The organism is Giesbergeria giesbergeri (genome assembly GCF_054779375.1).
Genome location: NZ_BAAGYJ010000001.1, coordinates 658,579 through 676,498, shown reverse-complemented (window position 1 = coordinate 676,498; position 17,920 = coordinate 658,579). Strand labels below are relative to the sequence as shown.

19 protein-coding genes are annotated in these 17,920 nt (G+C 60.0%); 6 read left to right on the top strand and 13 right to left on the bottom strand.

Features of this window, described 5'->3' with window-relative positions:
- Positions 1-4: 4 nt before the first annotated feature.
- From gspN to gspG, 8 genes are read right to left on the bottom strand one after another with little or no spacing between them, the layout of a single operon-like run.
- Positions 5-826 carry a type II secretion system protein N gene (gene gspN, locus ACYVB2_RS03110; RefSeq protein WP_460535222.1) on the bottom strand — a complete coding sequence of 274 codons (822 nt, stop codon included), beginning with the start codon at positions 824-826 and terminating at the stop codon, positions 5-7.
- Between the two features lie 30 nt (positions 827-856).
- Positions 857-1,366, bottom strand: a complete 510-nt coding sequence (gene gspM, locus ACYVB2_RS03105) for a type II secretion system protein GspM (protein ID WP_382429129.1) — start codon at positions 1,364-1,366, stop codon at positions 857-859.
- Entirely contained in the window at positions 1,363-2,604 is a 1,242-nt protein-coding gene (gspL, locus tag ACYVB2_RS03100) for a type II secretion system protein GspL (protein ID WP_382429131.1), read from the bottom strand. The genes gspM and gspL overlap by 4 nt, the downstream gene beginning before the upstream one ends.
- Before the next feature lie 34 nt (positions 2,605-2,638).
- Positions 2,639-3,625, bottom strand: a complete 987-nt coding sequence (gene gspK, locus ACYVB2_RS03095) for a type II secretion system minor pseudopilin GspK (protein ID WP_382429133.1) — start codon at positions 3,623-3,625, stop codon at positions 2,639-2,641.
- A complete protein-coding gene (locus ACYVB2_RS03090) occupies positions 3,622-4,326 on the bottom strand; it encodes a PulJ/GspJ family protein (RefSeq protein WP_382429135.1) in 705 nt (234 codons plus the stop codon). Before ACYVB2_RS03090 ends, gspK begins: the two co-directional genes overlap by 4 nt.
- Positions 4,326-4,709: a type II secretion system minor pseudopilin GspI gene (gene gspI, locus ACYVB2_RS03085; RefSeq protein WP_460535216.1), complete on the bottom strand. Its 384-nt coding sequence runs from the start codon at positions 4,707-4,709 to the stop codon at positions 4,326-4,328. The genes ACYVB2_RS03090 and gspI overlap by 1 nt, the downstream gene beginning before the upstream one ends.
- The gene (locus ACYVB2_RS03080; protein ID WP_382429139.1) at positions 4,706-5,161 is read right to left on the bottom strand and encodes a prepilin-type N-terminal cleavage/methylation domain-containing protein; all 456 of its coding nucleotides are present in this window, start codon (positions 5,159-5,161) and stop codon (positions 4,706-4,708) included. The genes gspI and ACYVB2_RS03080 overlap by 4 nt, the downstream gene beginning before the upstream one ends.
- Positions 5,162-5,171: 10 nt before the next feature.
- The gene (gene gspG, locus ACYVB2_RS03075) at positions 5,172-5,618 is read right to left on the bottom strand and encodes a type II secretion system major pseudopilin GspG (protein WP_382429141.1); all 447 of its coding nucleotides are present in this window, start codon (positions 5,616-5,618) and stop codon (positions 5,172-5,174) included.
- A 51-nt stretch (positions 5,619-5,669) separates the two neighbouring features.
- On the opposite strand from gspG, the gene ACYVB2_RS03070 reads away from it, so the two are divergent.
- On the top strand, positions 5,670-6,128 hold the full coding sequence (locus ACYVB2_RS03070; protein ID WP_382429143.1) for a type II secretion system protein N: 459 nt from the start codon (positions 5,670-5,672) through the stop codon (positions 6,126-6,128).
- 6 nt (positions 6,129-6,134) lie between these two features.
- On the opposite strand, the gene ACYVB2_RS03065 is transcribed toward ACYVB2_RS03070, so the two are convergent.
- From ACYVB2_RS03065 to ilvA, 4 genes are all read right to left on the bottom strand, one after another.
- On the bottom strand, positions 6,135-6,710 hold the full coding sequence (locus ACYVB2_RS03065) for a histidine phosphatase family protein (protein WP_382429145.1): 576 nt from the start codon (positions 6,708-6,710) through the stop codon (positions 6,135-6,137).
- Complete coding sequence (locus ACYVB2_RS03060) at positions 6,707-7,531, bottom strand: adenosylcobinamide-GDP ribazoletransferase (protein ID WP_382429147.1); 825 nt, start codon at positions 7,529-7,531, stop codon at positions 6,707-6,709. The genes ACYVB2_RS03065 and ACYVB2_RS03060 overlap by 4 nt, the downstream gene beginning before the upstream one ends.
- Positions 7,532-7,545: 14 nt before the next feature.
- Positions 7,546-10,470 carry a sensor domain-containing diguanylate cyclase gene (locus tag ACYVB2_RS03055; protein WP_382429149.1) on the bottom strand — a complete coding sequence of 975 codons (2,925 nt, stop codon included), beginning with the start codon at positions 10,468-10,470 and terminating at the stop codon, positions 7,546-7,548.
- A 62-nt stretch (positions 10,471-10,532) separates the two neighbouring features.
- The gene (ilvA, locus tag ACYVB2_RS03050; protein WP_382429151.1) at positions 10,533-12,101 is read right to left on the bottom strand and encodes a threonine ammonia-lyase, biosynthetic; all 1,569 of its coding nucleotides are present in this window, start codon (positions 12,099-12,101) and stop codon (positions 10,533-10,535) included.
- A gap of 312 nt (positions 12,102-12,413) precedes the next feature.
- Between ilvA and ACYVB2_RS03045 the strand changes: the two genes are divergently transcribed.
- Complete coding sequence (locus ACYVB2_RS03045; protein WP_382429153.1) at positions 12,414-12,863, top strand: OsmC family protein; 450 nt, start codon at positions 12,414-12,416, stop codon at positions 12,861-12,863.
- A 36-nt stretch (positions 12,864-12,899) separates the two neighbouring features.
- On the opposite strand, the gene coq7 is transcribed toward ACYVB2_RS03045, so the two are convergent.
- The gene (coq7, locus tag ACYVB2_RS03040; protein ID WP_382429155.1) at positions 12,900-13,517 is read right to left on the bottom strand and encodes a 2-polyprenyl-3-methyl-6-methoxy-1,4-benzoquinone monooxygenase; all 618 of its coding nucleotides are present in this window, start codon (positions 13,515-13,517) and stop codon (positions 12,900-12,902) included.
- Positions 13,518-13,778: 261 nt separating this feature from the next.
- Between coq7 and ACYVB2_RS03035 the strand changes: the two genes are divergently transcribed.
- From ACYVB2_RS03035 to ACYVB2_RS03020, 4 genes are all read left to right on the top strand, one after another.
- A complete protein-coding gene (locus tag ACYVB2_RS03035) occupies positions 13,779-14,750 on the top strand; it encodes a porin (RefSeq protein ID WP_382429157.1) in 972 nt (323 codons plus the stop codon).
- A gap of 114 nt (positions 14,751-14,864) precedes the next feature.
- A complete protein-coding gene (locus tag ACYVB2_RS03030) occupies positions 14,865-15,734 on the top strand; it encodes an acyl-CoA thioesterase (protein ID WP_382429159.1) in 870 nt (289 codons plus the stop codon).
- Positions 15,735-15,739: 5 nt separating this feature from the next.
- A complete protein-coding gene (locus tag ACYVB2_RS03025; RefSeq protein WP_382429161.1) occupies positions 15,740-16,516 on the top strand; it encodes an enoyl-CoA hydratase in 777 nt (258 codons plus the stop codon).
- 141 nt (positions 16,517-16,657) lie between these two features.
- Positions 16,658-17,743, top strand: a complete 1,086-nt coding sequence (locus ACYVB2_RS03020; protein WP_382429163.1) for a CobW family GTP-binding protein — start codon at positions 16,658-16,660, stop codon at positions 17,741-17,743.
- The last annotated feature ends 177 nt before the right edge of the window (positions 17,744-17,920 follow it).

Genomic DNA, 17,920 nt, shown 5'->3' with positions numbered 1-17,920 from the left:
GGAATCAACCCAGAGTGATGAGGGCGCTTGCGCCACGGCGGCGCCCCAGAAGGTTCAGGAGGTTGGACAGCGCCGCTTCACGGCCAGGGCTGGCGCTGGCTTGTCCGCTAAAGCGCAGGCGCTCACCCACCCATTGGCCGTTGCCACTGAGTTGCAGCTCGCCTTGCAGGGTGCGCACGGTCAGGTGGGGGGTGCCCTCCTGAGCTTGGAGGGTCATGCGGTAGCTGCCCAAGGGATGCAACGTAGACAGCCGTGAGGACAGGGCCAGTGCATCTAACTGTGCCTGACCTTGTAACCGCAGGCGTCCAGCCGTCCATTGGGCTTGCAGGCCTTGGGTGCTTAGTGCCAGTTGACCTTCCAGTTGCACGGTGTTCCAAGGGGTGCCCAGCCCTGCCAACACTGCGGTGGGCCATTGGCTGTGGCTATCGGCCAGTGCAATGCTGGCGCCTTGGTGGTTGGGTTGCACATGCACCGCCAGCGGGGCCGTAGTGCAGCATGAAGCATGGATGTTGGCATGCAGACCGTCCCAGCGCAGATGCCATTGCCAGTGCAGCCGCCCCGGCAGGCTGGCGCGGTCTTGGCTGGCAGCACCGCCAGTCACGACCAATTGTGCCGAGCCATCCCAGATGGTACCGCGTGTTTGGAGCAGCTGCACCCGTTGTGCGCTGGCCTGTGCTACCCCCCAGGCCAGCCAGTGTGCCGGTGCAAAGGCCAGCACGGCCACACTGGCACCCAGCACTACGCCAGACACCGCCCAGCCCCAAGGGGGGCGGGGCAGGGGGGGGGTAGAGCGGTGGTGGAGGGCAGAGCGCAAAGAGGTTCTCACAGCAGCAGATGCAAAAAGGGGCGTACCTTGTCAACGCACAGGCAGAGCCAGCACCAGTGTGCCATCCCAGCGGAGACTGCCGTGGCTGGTGTTGCGCACCAACCGGGCTTCTTGGGTGGTGGCATGGGCATTGGCACGGGCCTGTGCTAGCCACGGGGCCAGAGCTGTGGCGGGTGTGCCTTGCAAAGTGAGGGTGGCACGGTCGCCCGTGATCTGGAGGCGGGCGCTGCTGCCCAGATGTTCGGCCACCGAGGCATGCAGTGCGCGGGCAGCAGCATCCGGGGGTAAGCGCGGGGCATTTTGCAGTTGGTGGGCCTCGGCCTGCCATGCTTGCATGGCCTGCCACTGGGTGTCCAGTCGGGCATGGCGGTCTGGAGCGGTGCGCAGTGTTTCTAGGGCAGGTGCCAAGGCCAGCCACCACAGCAAGGCCAGTGCGACCAAGGCAGCGGCAGCACGCAGTAAATGCTGCTCACGCGGGGCCAGTGCTTGCCAGCGGGCCTGCCATGCACCAGAGGGGGGGGATGATGATGGGGCGCTCATGGGGTGTTGACTGTGCGTACCACCAGGGTGTCACCCTCGGTGTCGAGGCGGTGACCACTGGCACGCAATGTTTGCATGGCTTGGGCTTGTTCGGCGGGGCTGAGCGCGCCACCTTGCAAGCGCAACTGACCAGGACTGTAGTCGATGCTGCGCGCTTGCCAGTGGGGGGGCAAAGCGTTGGCACTGTGGGCCAGCAGGGGTTCCAAGTCGCGGGAAGACAAGCTGCCCGTAGCTTGGCGTAGCAGCGCCAATTCCCGTTCCATTTGGACGGGGGCATCTACCACCACCTGCACCCGTGGAAAGGTTTGTGTGAGTACAGCCCGCACTTGGGCTTGTTTGGCGGCCAGTGTTTGGCGCTCTTGCCAAGCCCAGGCGTTCAGGCCCACCAGATGCACTGCTGCCAGCAACCCCAGTGCCCAGCGTGCTGCCCGCCATTGGGGTGCCCCTGACCAAGCCCCCAGCACGGCGGCCGCTTTGCGCAGCAGACGGGTACGGCCTGTGCTGGCCAGATCAAACTGTGCCAGGTTCCAACCATTGCCCAAAGCATTGAGCGCCCGCGCACTGGCCGTTTGGAGTTGCACGGGTTGGCCCAGAGCCTGTTCTGCCAGCGCGGCTACCGCAGGTTCTGCATAGATGACTGGGGCGCTGGGGTTGTCTGTGGGTGCAGGGTGAGGCATCAACGCCAAGGCCGATGCACACAGTGGCAATAGCAAGACACTGTGGTCAGGGCCGCAGCGCGGCAGCAGCAGGCGAACGTCTTCGGGGGTGCCCAAGACTTGCACGGCGGTGGGGGTGGCATCGGTGCCAGGGGCGCATTCTGGTACAACCCGTGCAGCGGGTAGACCCGCATTTTCTAGGGTTTGCAGGTGAGCGCGTAGCCAAGCACGGTCACAAATGGCCACCCAGACGGCAGTGCCGACACGGGTTTCTGGCGCTAGGGCAAAGTGCAGGTGTGCTGGCTCGTCCAGTAGGCGTTCTTCTAGCAGTCCTTCAAGAATTGCCCGCAGGCGAGGGGTTGCAAGGCCCACTCCTTGGGGCAGGACAACCCGTTGCCACGACAGCGCCTGCGCAGGCACCAAGGCCACAGTTTCACCCGTGGCCCGTTTAGGGCGGGGCAGCAAGGCCAAGGCGGCGCTGGCATGGCTGCTGACGCTGTGCCCGTCGCTGCTCAGTGTGTAGCGGTATTCGGTGGCAGGTCCTGGCGGGGCCAGTGGCAGGTGGAGGATCAGGGTGCTCATGGATGGGTCTGGCGGGCCATTGTAGGGGTGTAGGCTAGCGGGCTGGCAACTGAGGCGTGCTGGGAGGTGGGGGCGTCAAGGCACCCCGTTCGCGCCACAGGGTACGCACATCGCGGCCTTGGCGGTAGACGATGGAACGCTCCTGCACTGTCACATCGCCCAAGCGCAGGCGGCCATACACTTCAAAATACTGCGAGCGCACATCGTGCAGCGACTCTTTGATTTGCACGTTTTGGCCCAGCAGGGCGCGGGCATCTTCCAAGCTGCGCAGGTGCTGGGTTTGACGGGCAGCCAGCAGCCGGTTGGCACCGGCTTGGTCTAATCCTTCTATGCTGGCCAACAGCACTTCGGCGCTGGCAGTGTTGAGGTTGACTTTGCTGCGCTGGGGCAACAGCGTGGTGTAGGGCGACAACAGGGCCACTGTGGCTGGCGCAAGCCCCAGCCAGCCCAACTGGGCGGACGTGGGTGGGCGCAAGGGGGCATTGGCGCCATCGGGGTGGTGGGCTTGCAGCAGGGCTTGGGCCATGGTTTCGAGTTCAGCCTGCGGCAGACCTAAACGGGTAAACAGCCGTTCAAATTGGGCTTGGGCTTCTGGTTGTAGGCGAACGCCATCGAGCAGATTGCTCAGGTTGAGGCGGGCTTGCAAGTCCAGAATCTGGCCCGACAAAAACGCATCGGTGGTATCAATGCTGGCATCCTCGAGCTGCGAAACATTCTTTTCTGCGGCCAAAAAGGTGCTCAGTCGTGCTTCTTGCAGCGGCACCGCCCAAGGTTCGGCCAAGTGGTCAACACCGCTGGCAGCGTTGTAGTCTTCTATCAGTATCAGGCGCGACCAGTCCAGCGCGCCTACCAGTATCCAGGCCGATTGCACCCGCGCACGTTCGGCGGTTTCAATCTCGATGCTGCGCCATTGCTGCCACATGGCGGCTGCAGCAAAGGTGGCTACCAGCGTCACGGTCAGCATGGCCGCCAACAGAGCAGCGCCATGCTGGCGACAGCAGCAAAATCCTGGGCCCCTCAACTTTTACCTCCACCTTGCAGGGGTTGCACCCAGTCGCGGGTAATGGGCCCGGCCAGCCCTTGACCGGGAGGCAGTTCCAGTTGCAAGCGGATACCGTCGGGCACGGTGACGCTGGCGGTGCTTGCACCTTCGGCAGGGCTGCCGCTGCTAGAGAGGGGGTTGCTCCAGGTGTCGCCCCGGTAATAGAACAGTTGCCAGCCCGCCAGAGGCAACAGCACTGTCTCGTGGCGGCGCTCTGCCTCGCCGGGGGTACGCGCCCACATGGCAGCCTGTTGCCAGGTTTGCTGCCACTGTGCGCGTGTGCGCACGGGGTTGGATTGCCAGCGCAACCATTGATCACTGCCCTGCACATTGCGCCGTGCCCAGGCCACGACCAATGCGCCTTGGTCTGGTGTGGTGTTGCTGCGGCGCGTGAGGCGCAAAACCTGACCATCCCAGTCCAGCGGTGTGGTGTAGGGCAGGGTGACCAGCGCATCCAGATCGGCCCCCCACTGAGCCAGGGCGGTTTGCAACACCAGCAATTGCTCACTGCGTTCATGGGTGTGTTGCTGCGTTCGCACCATGCCGTCTATGCCGCGCCAACTCATGATCGCCAGCAAGGCCATCATGGCCAGAGCCACCAGCAATTCCACCAGCGTAAAGCCATGCGCCAACGCGCGGGTGGTTGTGGGCACAGAGGTGTAGGGAGGGAGCATCAGCATCAACGACGGCCCACAATGGTGCTCAGACGCAGCACAGGGGTGCTGCCATCCAGCACTTGGGCATCCACGCGGCGGAAGGTGGGGTTGGGCGTGGGCCGTACCGCAACAGCCACAGTCAACGTGCGTCCGGCTTGCTCACACGATTGGGTGCTGTCGCCAATGGCGGGCATTTGGCGCGACAGCCGGGTTTTGACCAGTTCATTTTCTGCACACAACTGGGCCAGCAGAATGTCAGATTGGCGCTGTGCATTGCGTGTGAGCGCCGAGCTGGCCTGTAGCCCAGCCATCAGGGCAACGGCCACAATAGCCAGAGCCACCAACACTTCCACGAGTGTGAAGCCAGATGCGTGGGCCAACTGTGCTGGCATGGTGTGCTGCCTCATGGGGTGGTGGTCTGTACGGCAAAGGGGCGCAGGCCATCGGTAGCGATGCGCAGGGCGCTTTGTGGTGCCTCTGTATTGACCAAGGTGATGCCCTGTGGGGCAATGAGTGGTTCTGGCCCCAGCAGCAGCTGGTCATCCCCGCGCACATGGGTGCTGGCCGACAGCCATTGGCTGGGCAGTTGGTTCTCGGGCAGTCCTTCAAACCGAAAGCCTCCAGCCATGCTTTGCCAGCGCACTGGCACCCCGCTGGCGCGCGACTGCGCCCGGCCTGCTTCCAACAGTGCGGCCAGACGGGCACCCTCGCGCTCCAGTGTGGCATTGGCGTTGTCGCGCAGGGCCAGCGAGGCACCTGCCGTAGCTACCGCAATGATGCTGATCACCACCAACAACTCCAGCAGCGAGAACCCGTGGTGGCGTTGGCGCAGTGTGCGGTCTACAGGCAACACAGGCATGGCGGGCGGATTATTGCCAGCTGCCGATATCTGCATCCTTGCCTTCACCACCCGATTGACCATCTGCACCAAAAGACATCACATCGATCTCACCTTTGATTCCGGGGTTGAGGTATTGGTACGGGCGGCCCCAGGGGTCGTTGGGGAGCTTTTCCAGATAGGGCTTCCAGTTGGGGGGCTGTGGCCCCGCCGTGGGTTTGGTGACCAAGGCTTGCAAGCCCTGTTCGGCGGTGGGGTAGCGCAGGTTATCGAGCTTATAGAGCTTCAGCGCCTGTACGACGTTGGTGACATCGGTGCGGGCGGCGGTGGTGCGCGCATCGTCTGCACGGTCTAGCACATTGGGCACGATCAGTGCTGCCAGCACACCGATGATCACTAGCACGACCATCAGTTCAATCAGGGTGAAGCCACGATGGCGGTGGCTGCGTGCAGTACGGGCAAAGTCAAGGAGGTGCATCGTTATCCAGAAGAAAGACGGTCGCTGAAGCGGCTGAATGATAATCCTGCGATGGTGACAACTACAGACACCGGTTGGGGCGTGCGCCTGACCACTTTGGCACTTTGGGCCTTGGCAGCGGCCAGTGTGGCCTATTGGGGGCTGCGCCTGTCGGCACCGTTGGGGGGGGGCGTGCCTGCGGTGACAGCCACCCCACCTTCCGCGCCCGATACAGCCGCTATCTCCCGCTTACTTGGTGGAGGTGCAGTCTCGGCAGCTGTTCCACAGACGCCACAGACCCCCGCCCCCACCACAGGGCGGCTGGCGCTGGTGGGCGTGTTGGCCGGGCATAGCAGTGGTTCAGGGGCTGCACTGATTGCGGTGGATGGGCAGTCGGCCAAGCCCTTTCGTGTGGGTGTGCAGGTGGCCGATGGCTTGGTGTTGCAGGCATTAGAGCCGCGCCAAGCACGCTTGGGAGCCACCGCCACCGGGCCGACTACCTTGACGCTGGATATGCCACTGCGCCGCTGAGTGCGCTCAGTCCAGTGGCCAGTGAGTCCAGTCGCCCAGTGCTGGGGCAGCTATTGGCCACTGGTCTGCGTTTGGAAGGGTGTGGGCTGGCGCTTGCAGTAGCCACTGCACACAGCGAGCCACCCCCGCGTGCGTGAGCCAGAGGATGTCGCTTTGCTCTTGCCGTGCGGTGCGGTGGGCCTGTTGCAAGGCGGCAGCTACCCGCATCAGCATACCTTGCAGGTGCTCACCCCCGCCGGGGCGGTGGGTGGCAAAAGAGGCCACCCACAGGTCGATATCTGCACGGGCAATGTGTTCCCAAGCGCGGCCTTCCCAGGCACCAAAATCCATCTCTTGCAGGCGTGCATCAGGCTGGCTGTGCAGGTCGGGCCGCCACATTTGCAGGGCATCTGCCAGTTGGGCACAGCGTTGCAGTGGTGAGTGCCATACCCTGAGGCGTATGGGCAGGGCGTGGGCCAGCCGTTGTGCGGCTTGTGCGGTGGCCTGCGTATCGGCAGGCATATCCAGCACACCGTAGCAATGGCCGGGGGCCACCAAGGGTTGCGCATGGCGGGCAATCCATAAGCGTTGGTGGCTTGTCACCACCGGCTTCCTTGGGCCAGTGGCCCCAAGGCCAAGGCGGCCCCCAGATAGAACCCTGCCTCGCCCAGCTGCTGCACGGCCCCTAGGCCGTCACCCGTAAAACCTTGTAGGCGCTGGGCCAGGCGGCGGGCCATGTGTCCAGCGGCCAGGGCACTGCACAGCACCGCCATCGCCACAAAGAGCACAGACTGCATTTGCCACACCAAGCCCAGCGGAGCCAAGCACCAAAGGCCTGCCGCTGCCAAGGCGGCATTGCTGATTTGGTCGGCCAACGGCTTGCTTTTTGATTGGGCTGTATCTCCCACATGGGGCAAGCAGCGTACCAGCCACAGCGGCCACCAGCGTGACAGCACATGCCCACCCACCAATGCTGCCACGGCAGCCCCCAAACTGTGCGTCCCCAACAGTGCCAACAAGCAGCACTTGGCCAGCAAACCCAGCACCAAAGCCATCGCGCCAAAGGCGCCAATGCGCGAGTCCTTCATGATGTCCAGCGCGCGTTCACGGTCGTAGCTGCCGCCCAAGCCATCGGCCACATCGGCCAAGCCATCTTCGTGAAAGCCACCTGTGAGCAACACGGTGGCAATCGTGCAGCCCACCGCTGCTACGGCAGCGCCAAAAGGATGGGCACCTAGCCCAAGGTGCAGTGCTGCATAGGTGAGGGCGGCCACAGTAGCTACCAGCCAGCCCACACCAGGAAAATGCGCACTGCTGGCGCGCAGCATGGTTGGGCTAAACCCTACCCAATCGGCCAGCCGCCCAGTGACAGGAATACGCGTAAAAAACTGCACGGCCAGCAAATAGTGGCGAATGGCTTGCATAAGAGGGAGCAACTTTAAAGATGGATGGTGTTGCGGCCCGATTGCTTGGCGCGGTACATCGCGTCATCGGCTTGCTTGAGGATTTCTGTCTGGCGTTGGGCATCTTGTCCGGTAAACAGGGTCAAACCCATGCTGCATGAACAATGGTGTTCAATTGTGGTTGCAGGGGTGCCTTGCTCGGGAGCCACTGTCAGTAGATAAGGCAAGGCTAGCGCAGTGCGTATTTTTTCTGCCACGGCCAAGGCTTGGGCCAATGCCACTGGGGCATCAGCGTCCAAATCACCAATCACCACCACAAACTCATCCCCGCCCAGACGCGCTACCGTATCTACTTCGCGGATGCTGGCATTGAGTCGTCGGGCCACTTCGATCAATAGCAGATCGCCGGTGGCATGGCCGTGGGTGTCGTTCAGGGGCTTGAAATTGTCCAAATCCAACAGCATCAGGGCGCCGTGCAATCCGGTGCGGCGGCTACTGGTCAAGGCCAGTGCCAGCCTATCGTCCAACAGGCGTCGGTTGGGCAGTCGCGTCAGGCTGTCCCGATAGGCCAGATTGCGAATTTGCTCTTCAGCCATCGTTTTTTCGATCGAGATGCTGGCCAGCCGTGCGGCTTGTTCGATCAGGGTAATGTCGGCATCACTGGGGTGGTATTTGTGGCGGTGGTAAATGCCGAAGGCACCCAAAATTTGGTGCGAGCCAGAGCGAATGGGCTGTGACCAACAGGCACCCAGCCCCGCCTGAGCGGCCAACACCTTGAAGGGTGCCCAGTAGGGATGGGTGGCAATATCTTCTACCACCACCCGTTCCCCAGTAAATGCTGCCGTGCCGCACGAGCCCATACCCATCCCCACAGCCAGTCCATGCAGGGCCGTGTTGTAAAAGTCGGGCAAGCTAGGGGCAATGCAACGGGCCACACGTTTGCCCGTGTCATCGAGCAGCAAGATGCTGCACACCTTGTCTGGATGCAAGGCCTCAATGCCCAAGACAATCGCTTGCAAAATGGGATCTAGCTTCGTGCCACCTGCCAACATTTCCAAAATGCGGCCATGAAAATGCCGGTAGTCATCGCGTTCTTTGCGCTCTGAAATGTCGCGGGTGATGCCCAGCAGCCCCAAAAACTCGCCATCGGCGTTTTGTACTCCGTTGGTCGTCACCTCAGTCCAAACCGTGCTGCCATCTTTACAGGGTTGTTCCAACTCTGCACGCAACTCTGGAATGGGCAACCCCGCCTTGGCGGCTGCTTGGCTTTTGTGCAGGGCGTCCAGTACCACGGGCACCCCCTCGGGCATCAATGCCTCCTGCAAGGATTGCTGCATCACTTCGGCACTGGTATAGCCCCGCAATTTGGCCACCGAAGGGCTGACATAGGTGAAGTGCCCTTGCGCATCCAACGTCCAGATCACATCGTGGGCGTTCTCGGCTAGCAGCCGGTATTGCGCTTCGCGCACCTTCAGTGCTTCTTCTATCTGCTTGCGCTGTGAAATGTCGACGATGAGCCCCAGCATCCCGCCATCTTGCCCTGGCACCAGATCGAAGGTGCATCGTTGGTACAACACCGTACGCATGACCCCATCGCAGAAGGCCAGGTCAATTTCTTCGGTGGTTTGCCCGCCTTGGGCCATCAATGCTCGGTCGGCCGCTTGAAAGGCTTCACGGGTTGCTGGTGGTAGAAAGTCCAGATCTAGCACCGTTTTGCCAATAAAGTCTGCGCGTGCAATACCAAATGCTTCTTCGTAGGCACGGTTGCAGGCCGTGAAGACGGTGTGGGTGTCTTTGATGAAAATCGGGTTGGGCAGTGCATCAATGAATGCTGAGAACAGCCGCAACTGCTTTTCCAGATCGGACTTTTGCTGCGCTATCCCGCTCAGTAGGTGGTTAAAACTTTGAATCAACAAACCAATTTCATCATGGCGCTCCACCGGCAAGGGTTGGGGCGTTTGGGCCAGTGATGACATGTGGGCCAACGTTTGGGCCGTGTCAGACAATCGAGACAACTCCCGCCGCAGCAACCACCAAGTCAGAGCACCGGCCAGCACAGTCAACAACAGTGCCGCCATGACCATACGGTGTTGCATGGCAAGAATAGGCGCAAAGGCCTCTGCCGCAGAGATAGAGGCAGAAATGCCCCAGTCCACCGCGGTCAGGCGCTTGACGGAATTGAGCACCTCCACCCCTGCGGGGTTGATATAAACCTGAGAGCCTTCAAAACCATTGACAAAACGGTCAATGGCCGGAATTTGACCTTGTGGTCGCAGCGGTTGCAAGATGCGCTCGGTTTTGGTGGATGCAATGATCAGCCGTTCTTGCCGATCGACCAGAAAATAACTTCCGGTCTTGCCATAGGCGCTCTGGGTCAGCTCATCAAGGAACCCGGTCTTGCGCAGCGCAATCACCCCCGCCAGAGTGCCAAGATTGCGTCCTGTGGCATCCCGAATGGGCGCCGCAATACCAATCACTGGCACGGCCAGCCGTTTGTCCAGGACGGGGGTGCCAATTTGGGTATGCCCCTCCTGCAAGGCGACGGCCACCGCTTTGCGATCCATAAAATTGACGCCAATGCGCCCCAAAGAGGGCGGCACTTCTGCAATTGCGGTGCCACGGCTGTCGGTAATGAGCACGCCACCACTGAACAAGGTTTGCAACAGGGGACGACTATTGAGCAGGTGCTGCAATGCGGCGGGCTGCTCCATTGCCTGGGGGTCTATGCTGTTGGCAATCGTCTCTAATGCCTTGATGCGCTCATTCAGGTGGGCATCAATGGCCCTTGCAATAAAAGACACCACCGAAAATTGCTGGTCACTCAATTGACGTTGCATATCTTCGCGCAGCATGTGGCTAGCGTAGAACGTCAGCGACCACAGACTGGTCATAAAAATCACCAGCGTGAACAAAGTGATGCGGGTCTTGAGCGAACCGGCGGGTCGGATTTTGGACGGCATGTGCTGTGGTAGCTACCAGCGCATGCAGTCCAAGCGCCGGTGGGGAGTGGTGGCCTTCTTCTTCAATCGGCAGCCGGGGCTTGCAGAAACAAGCGGTAAGCTGGATTGTCTGTCTCTTCCACATAAGGGTAGCCTAAGGTGGACAGGAAGGCTGCAAAAGCCTCGCTATCCCCTGGGGGCACTTGGATGCCTACCAAGATACGGCCATAGTCTGCCCCCTGATTGCGGTAATGGAACAGAGAAATATTCCAGCTCGGCTGCATCAGGCTCAAAAATTTGAGCAAGGCACCGGGCCGCTCTGGAAACACAAAGCGCAGCAGCCGCTCATCTTGTGCCAAGGCAGAATGGCCGCCCACTAAATGGCGCAGGTGCTCCTTGGCCAGATCATCATGTGTCAGATCCAGCGCCCCAAACCCGTGTTGACTAAACGCCTGCGCCAGTTGGGCCGACTCGCCTTTGCCATGCGTGGTCACGCCCACAAACACATGGGCACGGGCAGCATCGCTGATACGGTAGTTGAATTCAGTCACATTGCGCTGCCCACCGGGCAAGCTGCCAATAATTTCGCAAAAGCGTCTGAAGCTGCCACGTTCTTCCGGAATACTCACGGCCAGCAGGGCTTCTCGCTCTTCGCCTACCTCGGCCCGCTCGGCCACAAAGCGCAGGCGGTCAAAATTCATGTTGGCACCACACAAAATAGCGGCGTAAGTCTCGCCCTCGGTGTGGTGGGTAGCGACATACTGCTTGACAGCCGCTACAGCCAAGGCACCCGCAGGCTCCACAATGCTGCGTGTGTCGACAAAAATATCCTTGATAGCTGCGCACACAGCATCCGTATCGACCGTGATGAACTCATCCACCAAGCCTTGTGTGATGCGGAAGGTCTCTTCGCCCACCAGCTTCACGGCGGTGCCATCAGAGAACAAACCCACGTCGGGCAATGTGACCCGGCTGCCCGTGGCTACCGATTGCACCATGGCGTTGGAGTCGTTCATTTGCACGCCGATCACCTTGATCTCAGGGCGCAAAGCCTTGATGTAGTTGGCTACACCTGCAATCAGGCCGCCGCCGCCAATGGCGACAAACACCGCGTCGAGGCGGTTGCTGCCCAGCTTTTGCAATTGGCGCAAAATCTCCATAGCGATGGTGCCCTGTCCGGCAATCACATCGGGGTCGTCAAAAGGATGGACAAAGGTCAGACCTTGTTCCTTTTCCAGTTTCACCGAATGGGCATAGGCATCGGAATAGCTCTCGCCAGCCAATACCACCTCGCCGCCCAGGGCTTGTACAGCGTCAATCTTGAGCTGTGGCGTGGTGGTGGGCATCACAATCACCGCCCGTGCGCCCAGTTTGCGTGCGCTCATGGCGACCCCTTGGGCATGGTTGCCTGCCGAAGCGCAAATCACCCCTCGTTCCAATTGGCCTGGAGTCAGGTGGGCCATTTTGTTGTAGGCCCCGCGCAGCTTGAAGCTGAACACGGGCTGTTGGTCTTCGCGCTTGAGCAGCACCTTATTGCCTAGGCGTTGGCTCAGGGTGCGGGCCACTTGCAGATCGGTTTCAACCGCCACGTCATAAACACGGGCAGTCAAGATTTTTTTCAGATAGTCCAGGGGAGAAAGTGGGTCGGTCATGGTGGAGTGCAAAAAAGACACGGCCTGCCTGAAAGTGGCAAGCAGTCACAGAGACATTGACGACACATCATAGGCGTCTGACCGGGCTTGGGGTACGCACCGACAGAGCAAAAAAAAAGCCCCAAACCAAAGGTTTGGGGCTGAATCCATCCTTTGAGGAGATGGAGGAGACAATTGGTGCAATGCTTGGGGTTAGTACCAGCTATAAGCATCGCGTGTTTTGAATTATAAGCCATCCGATCGGTTTATGCTGCATAGCAACAAAATCCACGACAATATTGTGGTGAAAAAACAACCATCAAGGAAGCAATCATGGAATGCACAGTGAGTTGGACTGGCGCTGCAGGCGCGCGCTCGGCAATGGGCTTTGTGGCTGAAACCGGTAGCGGTCATACGCTGGTGATGGATGGTGCACCCGATGCGGCACGGCCCGAGAATGGGGGGCAGAACCTTGCACCGCGCCCTATGGAAACCGTGTTGGCGGGCACCGGTGGCTGCACCGCCTACGATGTGGTGCTGATTCTGAAGCGGGGCCGTCACGATGTGCGCGGCTGCAGTGTCAAGCTCACCAGTGAGCGTGCCGACAGCGATCCCAAGGTCTTTACCAAAATCCACATGCATTTCACCGTCACGGGCAAAGACATCCCACCCGGTGCCGTGGAGCGGGCCATTGCCATGAGCCACGACAAATATTGTTCGGCCAGCATCATGCTGGGCAAAACAGCAGACATCACCACCAGCTTTGACCTGTTGTCCGCTTGAGAGGCGCACTATGCCACCCTGTGACCCCTCCATGCGCTAGATGTAGTGGGCTGTGGTAGTCATGACTTTGGCCGCCACTTGCATGAGCGCCTTGGCTGGAGCAGGAAGCTCCAAGGCTCCAGCCGCCAGCGCGTTGGCAGCGTGACGCTCCTCGTCGTCTTTCATGCGGGCCACGATGGCGCGAGAGGCCTCGTCCTCCTGCGGCAAACGTTCCAAGTGACTTTGCAAATGTGCTGACACTTGGTTTTCGGTCTCGACCACAAAGCCCAGGCTGACCGCATCGCTGATTTTGGAGGCCACCACGCCAATGGCAAAGGCGCCCGCATACCACAGCGGATTGAGCAGGCTGGGCCGGTCGCCCAGTTCTTCCAGGCGCTCGCGGGTCCACGCCAGGTGGTCGCCTTCTTCGCGTGCCGCTTGCAATAGGTGGGCGCGCAGTTGTTCATCGCGCGTCACTGTAGCTTGGGCCGTGTAGAGTGCCTGAGCGCATATTTCGCCCACATGGTTGACGCGCATCAAGGCACCAGAAAGGCGCTGCTGGCTAGGCTCCATCTCAGGCTTGGGGCAATCGCGTGCCGGTGAGGCTTCTTGGGCACGGTGGGGTGCAAACAGGGTGCGCAGGGCTGCATCGGCGGCAGTCAGCAAGGTATCCATCAAGGTTCTCCAGGCGATGGCGGCAGACAGCCAGGTGCTTTGGTCACCTCGGTGCCAGCCGCCGCTATGTTGCGGCAGTGCAACGGATTTTGCGTTTGACGCCCATTGTGGGGGAATTCCTTTGCGAAACTGGCGCGCGTCTGGTGCAATAGGAGCAACTTCCCCACCAGGAGGTTGGCCCGGGGAACCGGCGGGACTGCGTAGGCTCTGCAACCAAGCCCCCCGTACCGGCGCCCTCTGTTTAACCTTGGAGTACTCGCAATGAAAAAATCCCTGATTGCCCTGGCCGTGCTGGCTGCTTCCGGCGCCGCCATGGCCCAATCTTCTGTCACCCTGTACGGCGTGATGGATCTGAGCTTGGTCAAGTCCAATGGCATTTCGGCTCAGTTGAGCGGCAGCGGCCTGATGAACAACGGCAACAGCCGTATCGGTCTGCGTGGCGTGGAAGACCTGGGTGGCGGCCTGAAGGCTTCCTTCAACCTGGAACAAGGTATCAACCCTGAGTCTGGCGCCCTGACCGGTGGTGCTGCTGGTGCTTGGAACCGTGCTGCCTTCCTGGAACTGTCGGGTGGTTTCGGTGGCGTGCGTCTGGGCCGTTCTTTGACTCCTAGCTACTACGGTCTGGCCGCTTGGGAACTGACTGGCGCTGCCAACTACTCTGCCGTGGCTAACCAATTCGGCTTCGTGGCCGCTGGTGCTCGTAACGACAGCCAAATCGCTTACACCACCCCCAACTTCGGTGGCGTGACTGCTAGCCTGGCCGTGGTTCTGAAGCCCGACACCCCCGCTGCTGTGGGCGACAACGCCAAGTATGACCTGAACGTCATCTACGCAAACGGCCCCATCGCTGCTGCCCTGTCTTACAACAAGGTGCAAGAGCACAAGGGTAACTTGGCTATCGGCGGTTCTTACGACCTGGGCGTGGCCAAGGTTGCTGCTTCGTTCCAAGACGGCTATGCCGGTGGCGTAGCTCCTTCCAACACCACAGCACAAAAGCAACGTGGTTTCACCATCGGCGCCACTGTGCCCGTGGGTGCTTTCTCGGTGACTCTGGACATCGCACGTGACACCAAGGCCAAGGACACCGACGTGGTCATCGAAGGCAAGTACGCCCTGTCCAAGCGCACCTTCGCCTACGCTGCTTACTACAACGATGGCAAGCAAGACGGCGCTGCTGTGTACAAGACTGGTGCCAAGAACCACCTGGGTCTGGGCATTCGCCACAACTTCTAATCACCCGCTGGCCTGAGCCAGTTGTGATTTAGACAAAAAGCCACCAGCCTGCCGGTTGGTGGCTTTTGCTTTTTGGACGGATACTTGCCCCCTGTGCTTTTTGAGGAGCCTGTTTTGAAAAGAACCACTGTATCCGCAGAACATCCCTTTGATCAGGCGGTGGCTTTGGCCCCGGTGGCCATTACCGCCCACGAACATGGCCGCGAAGCGGCACGCCATTGGCAGGGTCAGACCCACCCTGATTACATGAATATGGTGGGGCCATTTGGCGGCGTAATCGCGGCCCAGGCCATGAACGCCATATTGCAGCACCCCGAATTGTTGGGGGAGCCCGTGTCGTTCACCGCGAATTTTGCGGCCGCTGTGCAAGCAGGTGGTTTTCGTGCGCAAGCACGGCCAGTGCGCACCAACCGCTCTACTCAGCATTGGCAAGTCACGCTGTCGCAAACCAACAGTGAAGGCGTAGATTCGGTAGTGCTGACGGCCACCGCCGTCACTGCCAAGCGCCGCCAAACTTGGAGTGCGGTGGATGCCGTGATGCCCGATGTGCCGCGCCCCGCCACGGTAGCGCGGGCCGTTCAACCCAAGCACATGGCTTGGGTGCGCCGTTATGACACACGCCCTTGTGCTGGTGAAGTGCCTACCGAGTGGAATGGCACCGAGGCCGACAGCGTGACCCAATTGTGGATGCGGGATGATCCCCCCCGCCCGTTGGATTTTTGTAGCCTGACTGCGTTGGCGGATGTGTTTTATCCGCGCGTTTGGCGCCGTCGGGCTTTCATGACGCCGGTAGGTACCGTGTCGATGACGGTCTACTTCCATGCCAGTGCGGCCGAACTGGCTGCCACAGGCACCGATTACCTGTTGGGGCAGGCCAGAGCGCAATCGTTCTTTAATGGGTTTTTTGACCAAAGCGCCGAGCTATGGAACGAGTCAGGCCACTTGCTGGCCACCACGCACCAAATTGTTTATTTCAAAGAGTGACGCCCATGAGTACCCCGAATACCGACATCTTGGTGCATACTGAGGCGGGTATCAGCACTATCACCTTCAATCGGGTGGATAAGAAGAACTCCATTACCACCACGATGTATGCCACCTTGGCAGACTTGTTTGAGGCTGCAGCCACCGATTCTGCTGTTCGGGTGGTGGTCTTGCAAGGTGATGTGGCCGTGTTCAGTGCAGGCAACGATATTGGTGATTTTCTAGCCAATCCGCCCAGCACACTCGATGCACCCGTGTTTCGCTTGCTGCGTGCCGTAGCCACCTTCCCCAAGCCTTTATTGGCGGCTGTGTGCGGGCCTGCGGTGGGTATTGGTACCACACTGCTGTTCCATTGTGATCTGGTCTATGCGGGTGACAATGCCGCGTTTTCTATGCCTTTTGTCAATCTGGGCTTGTGCCCCGAGGCGGGCTCCAGTTTGCTTGTGCCGCAGATGTTGGGCTACCACCGTGCCGCCGAGGCTTTGTTGTTGGGTGAGCCGTTCTTTGCCGAGGCCGCCTTGGAAGTGGGGCTGGTCAACCGTGTGGTGCCGCCCACCGAATGCAATGCCGTGGCACAAGCGCAGGCCCGTAAGTTGGCTGCCAAGCCCCTGTCTGCATTGGTAGAGACCAAACGTTTGCTCAAGCTGGGTCTAACCTCTGCTGTATTGGAGCGTATGGCCCAAGAAGGACAGAGCTTTGTTCGCATGCTGTCGGAGCCAGCGGCCCGCGAAGCCTTTAGTGCCTTTATGGAAAAGCGGCGTCCAGATTTTCAGGCGTTCTGAAACTATCGGTTGCCAGCGGGTCAAGTGTGCCCGCTACACTCTAAAAAACCCTGGTTGGTTCTTCTCACCACCTACCCCACCTTGGGTGGGTGTTGGTGCTGCCTTCAGGCATCTGTATTCCTCACCGAAAGTGTTGCTTCCATGTCTCTCATCCCTGTCACTATCCTCACGGGTTTTTTGGGCTCGGGCAAAACCACATTGCTCAAGCGTGTACTTAGCGAAGCCCACGGCCAAAAAATTGCCGTGATTGAGAACGAGTTTGGCGAAGAAAACATCGACAACGATATTTTGGTAACCGATGCCAAAGAGCAGATCATCCAAATGAGCAATGGCTGCATTTGTTGCACCATCCGCGAAGATCTGCGCGAAACGCTGCAACTGCTGGCCGCCAAGAAGCGCAAAGGGTTGCTGGATTTTGAGCGGGTGGTGATTGAGACCACGGGTCTGGCCGACCCCGGCCCGGTGGCCCAGACCTTCTTCATGGATGAAGAAATTGCCGAAACCTACCTGATCGACTCCATTATCACGTTGGTAGATGCCAAACACGCCGCCCAGCAACTCAACGACCGCCAAGAAGCACGCCGTCAGGTGGGCTTTGCCGATCAGATCTTTTTGTCCAAGACCGATTTGGTCAGTGGTGAAGAGGTGGATGCCCTGACGCACCGCCTCAAGCACATGAACCCGCGTGCGCCCATCAAGGCGGTGCATTTTGGTGAGGTGCCCCTCAAGGAAGTGCTGGATCTGCGGGGCTTTAATCTCAATACCAAACTGGATATTGATCCTGATTTCCTTCAAGAGGAAGATGCACACCATGACCATGACCATGACCATGACCACAGCCATTGCGGTCATGATCACACGCACGACCACGGTGAGCATTGCCACCACCCCTCGCACCAGCACAGCCACGGCCACCACCATCACCACGACGATGATGTGAAAAGCTTTGTGTATCGCTCAGAGCGTCCATTTGATCCGGCCAAGTTAGAAGACTTCTTGGGGGCCATTGTCAACATCTATGGGCCGCGCATGTTGCGTTACAAAGGGGTGCTCAACATGGTGGGTACAGAGCGCAAAGTGATTTTCCAAGGCGTACACCAGCTCATGGGCAGCGACTTAGGGCCGCAGTGGGCGCAGGGTGAGCAGCGCATCAGCAAGATGGTATTCATTGGCATTGACCTGCCGCAAGACATCCTGCTCCAAGGTTTGGAACAGTGCTTGGTGTAAATGCTATCGCTATCCAGTATGCTTCAGGTTACGACTATGGCACCATGTTGCATCTGGAGGGAGTGGCTGCCGATACAATCGCGCCCCGGTAAGCACACGGGTTGATTACCACCCTATCGCCTCCTGGCGCGCCGTCGGCGCAGCCACAGGCCCGCCGTACTGTGAGGAGACAGGAAG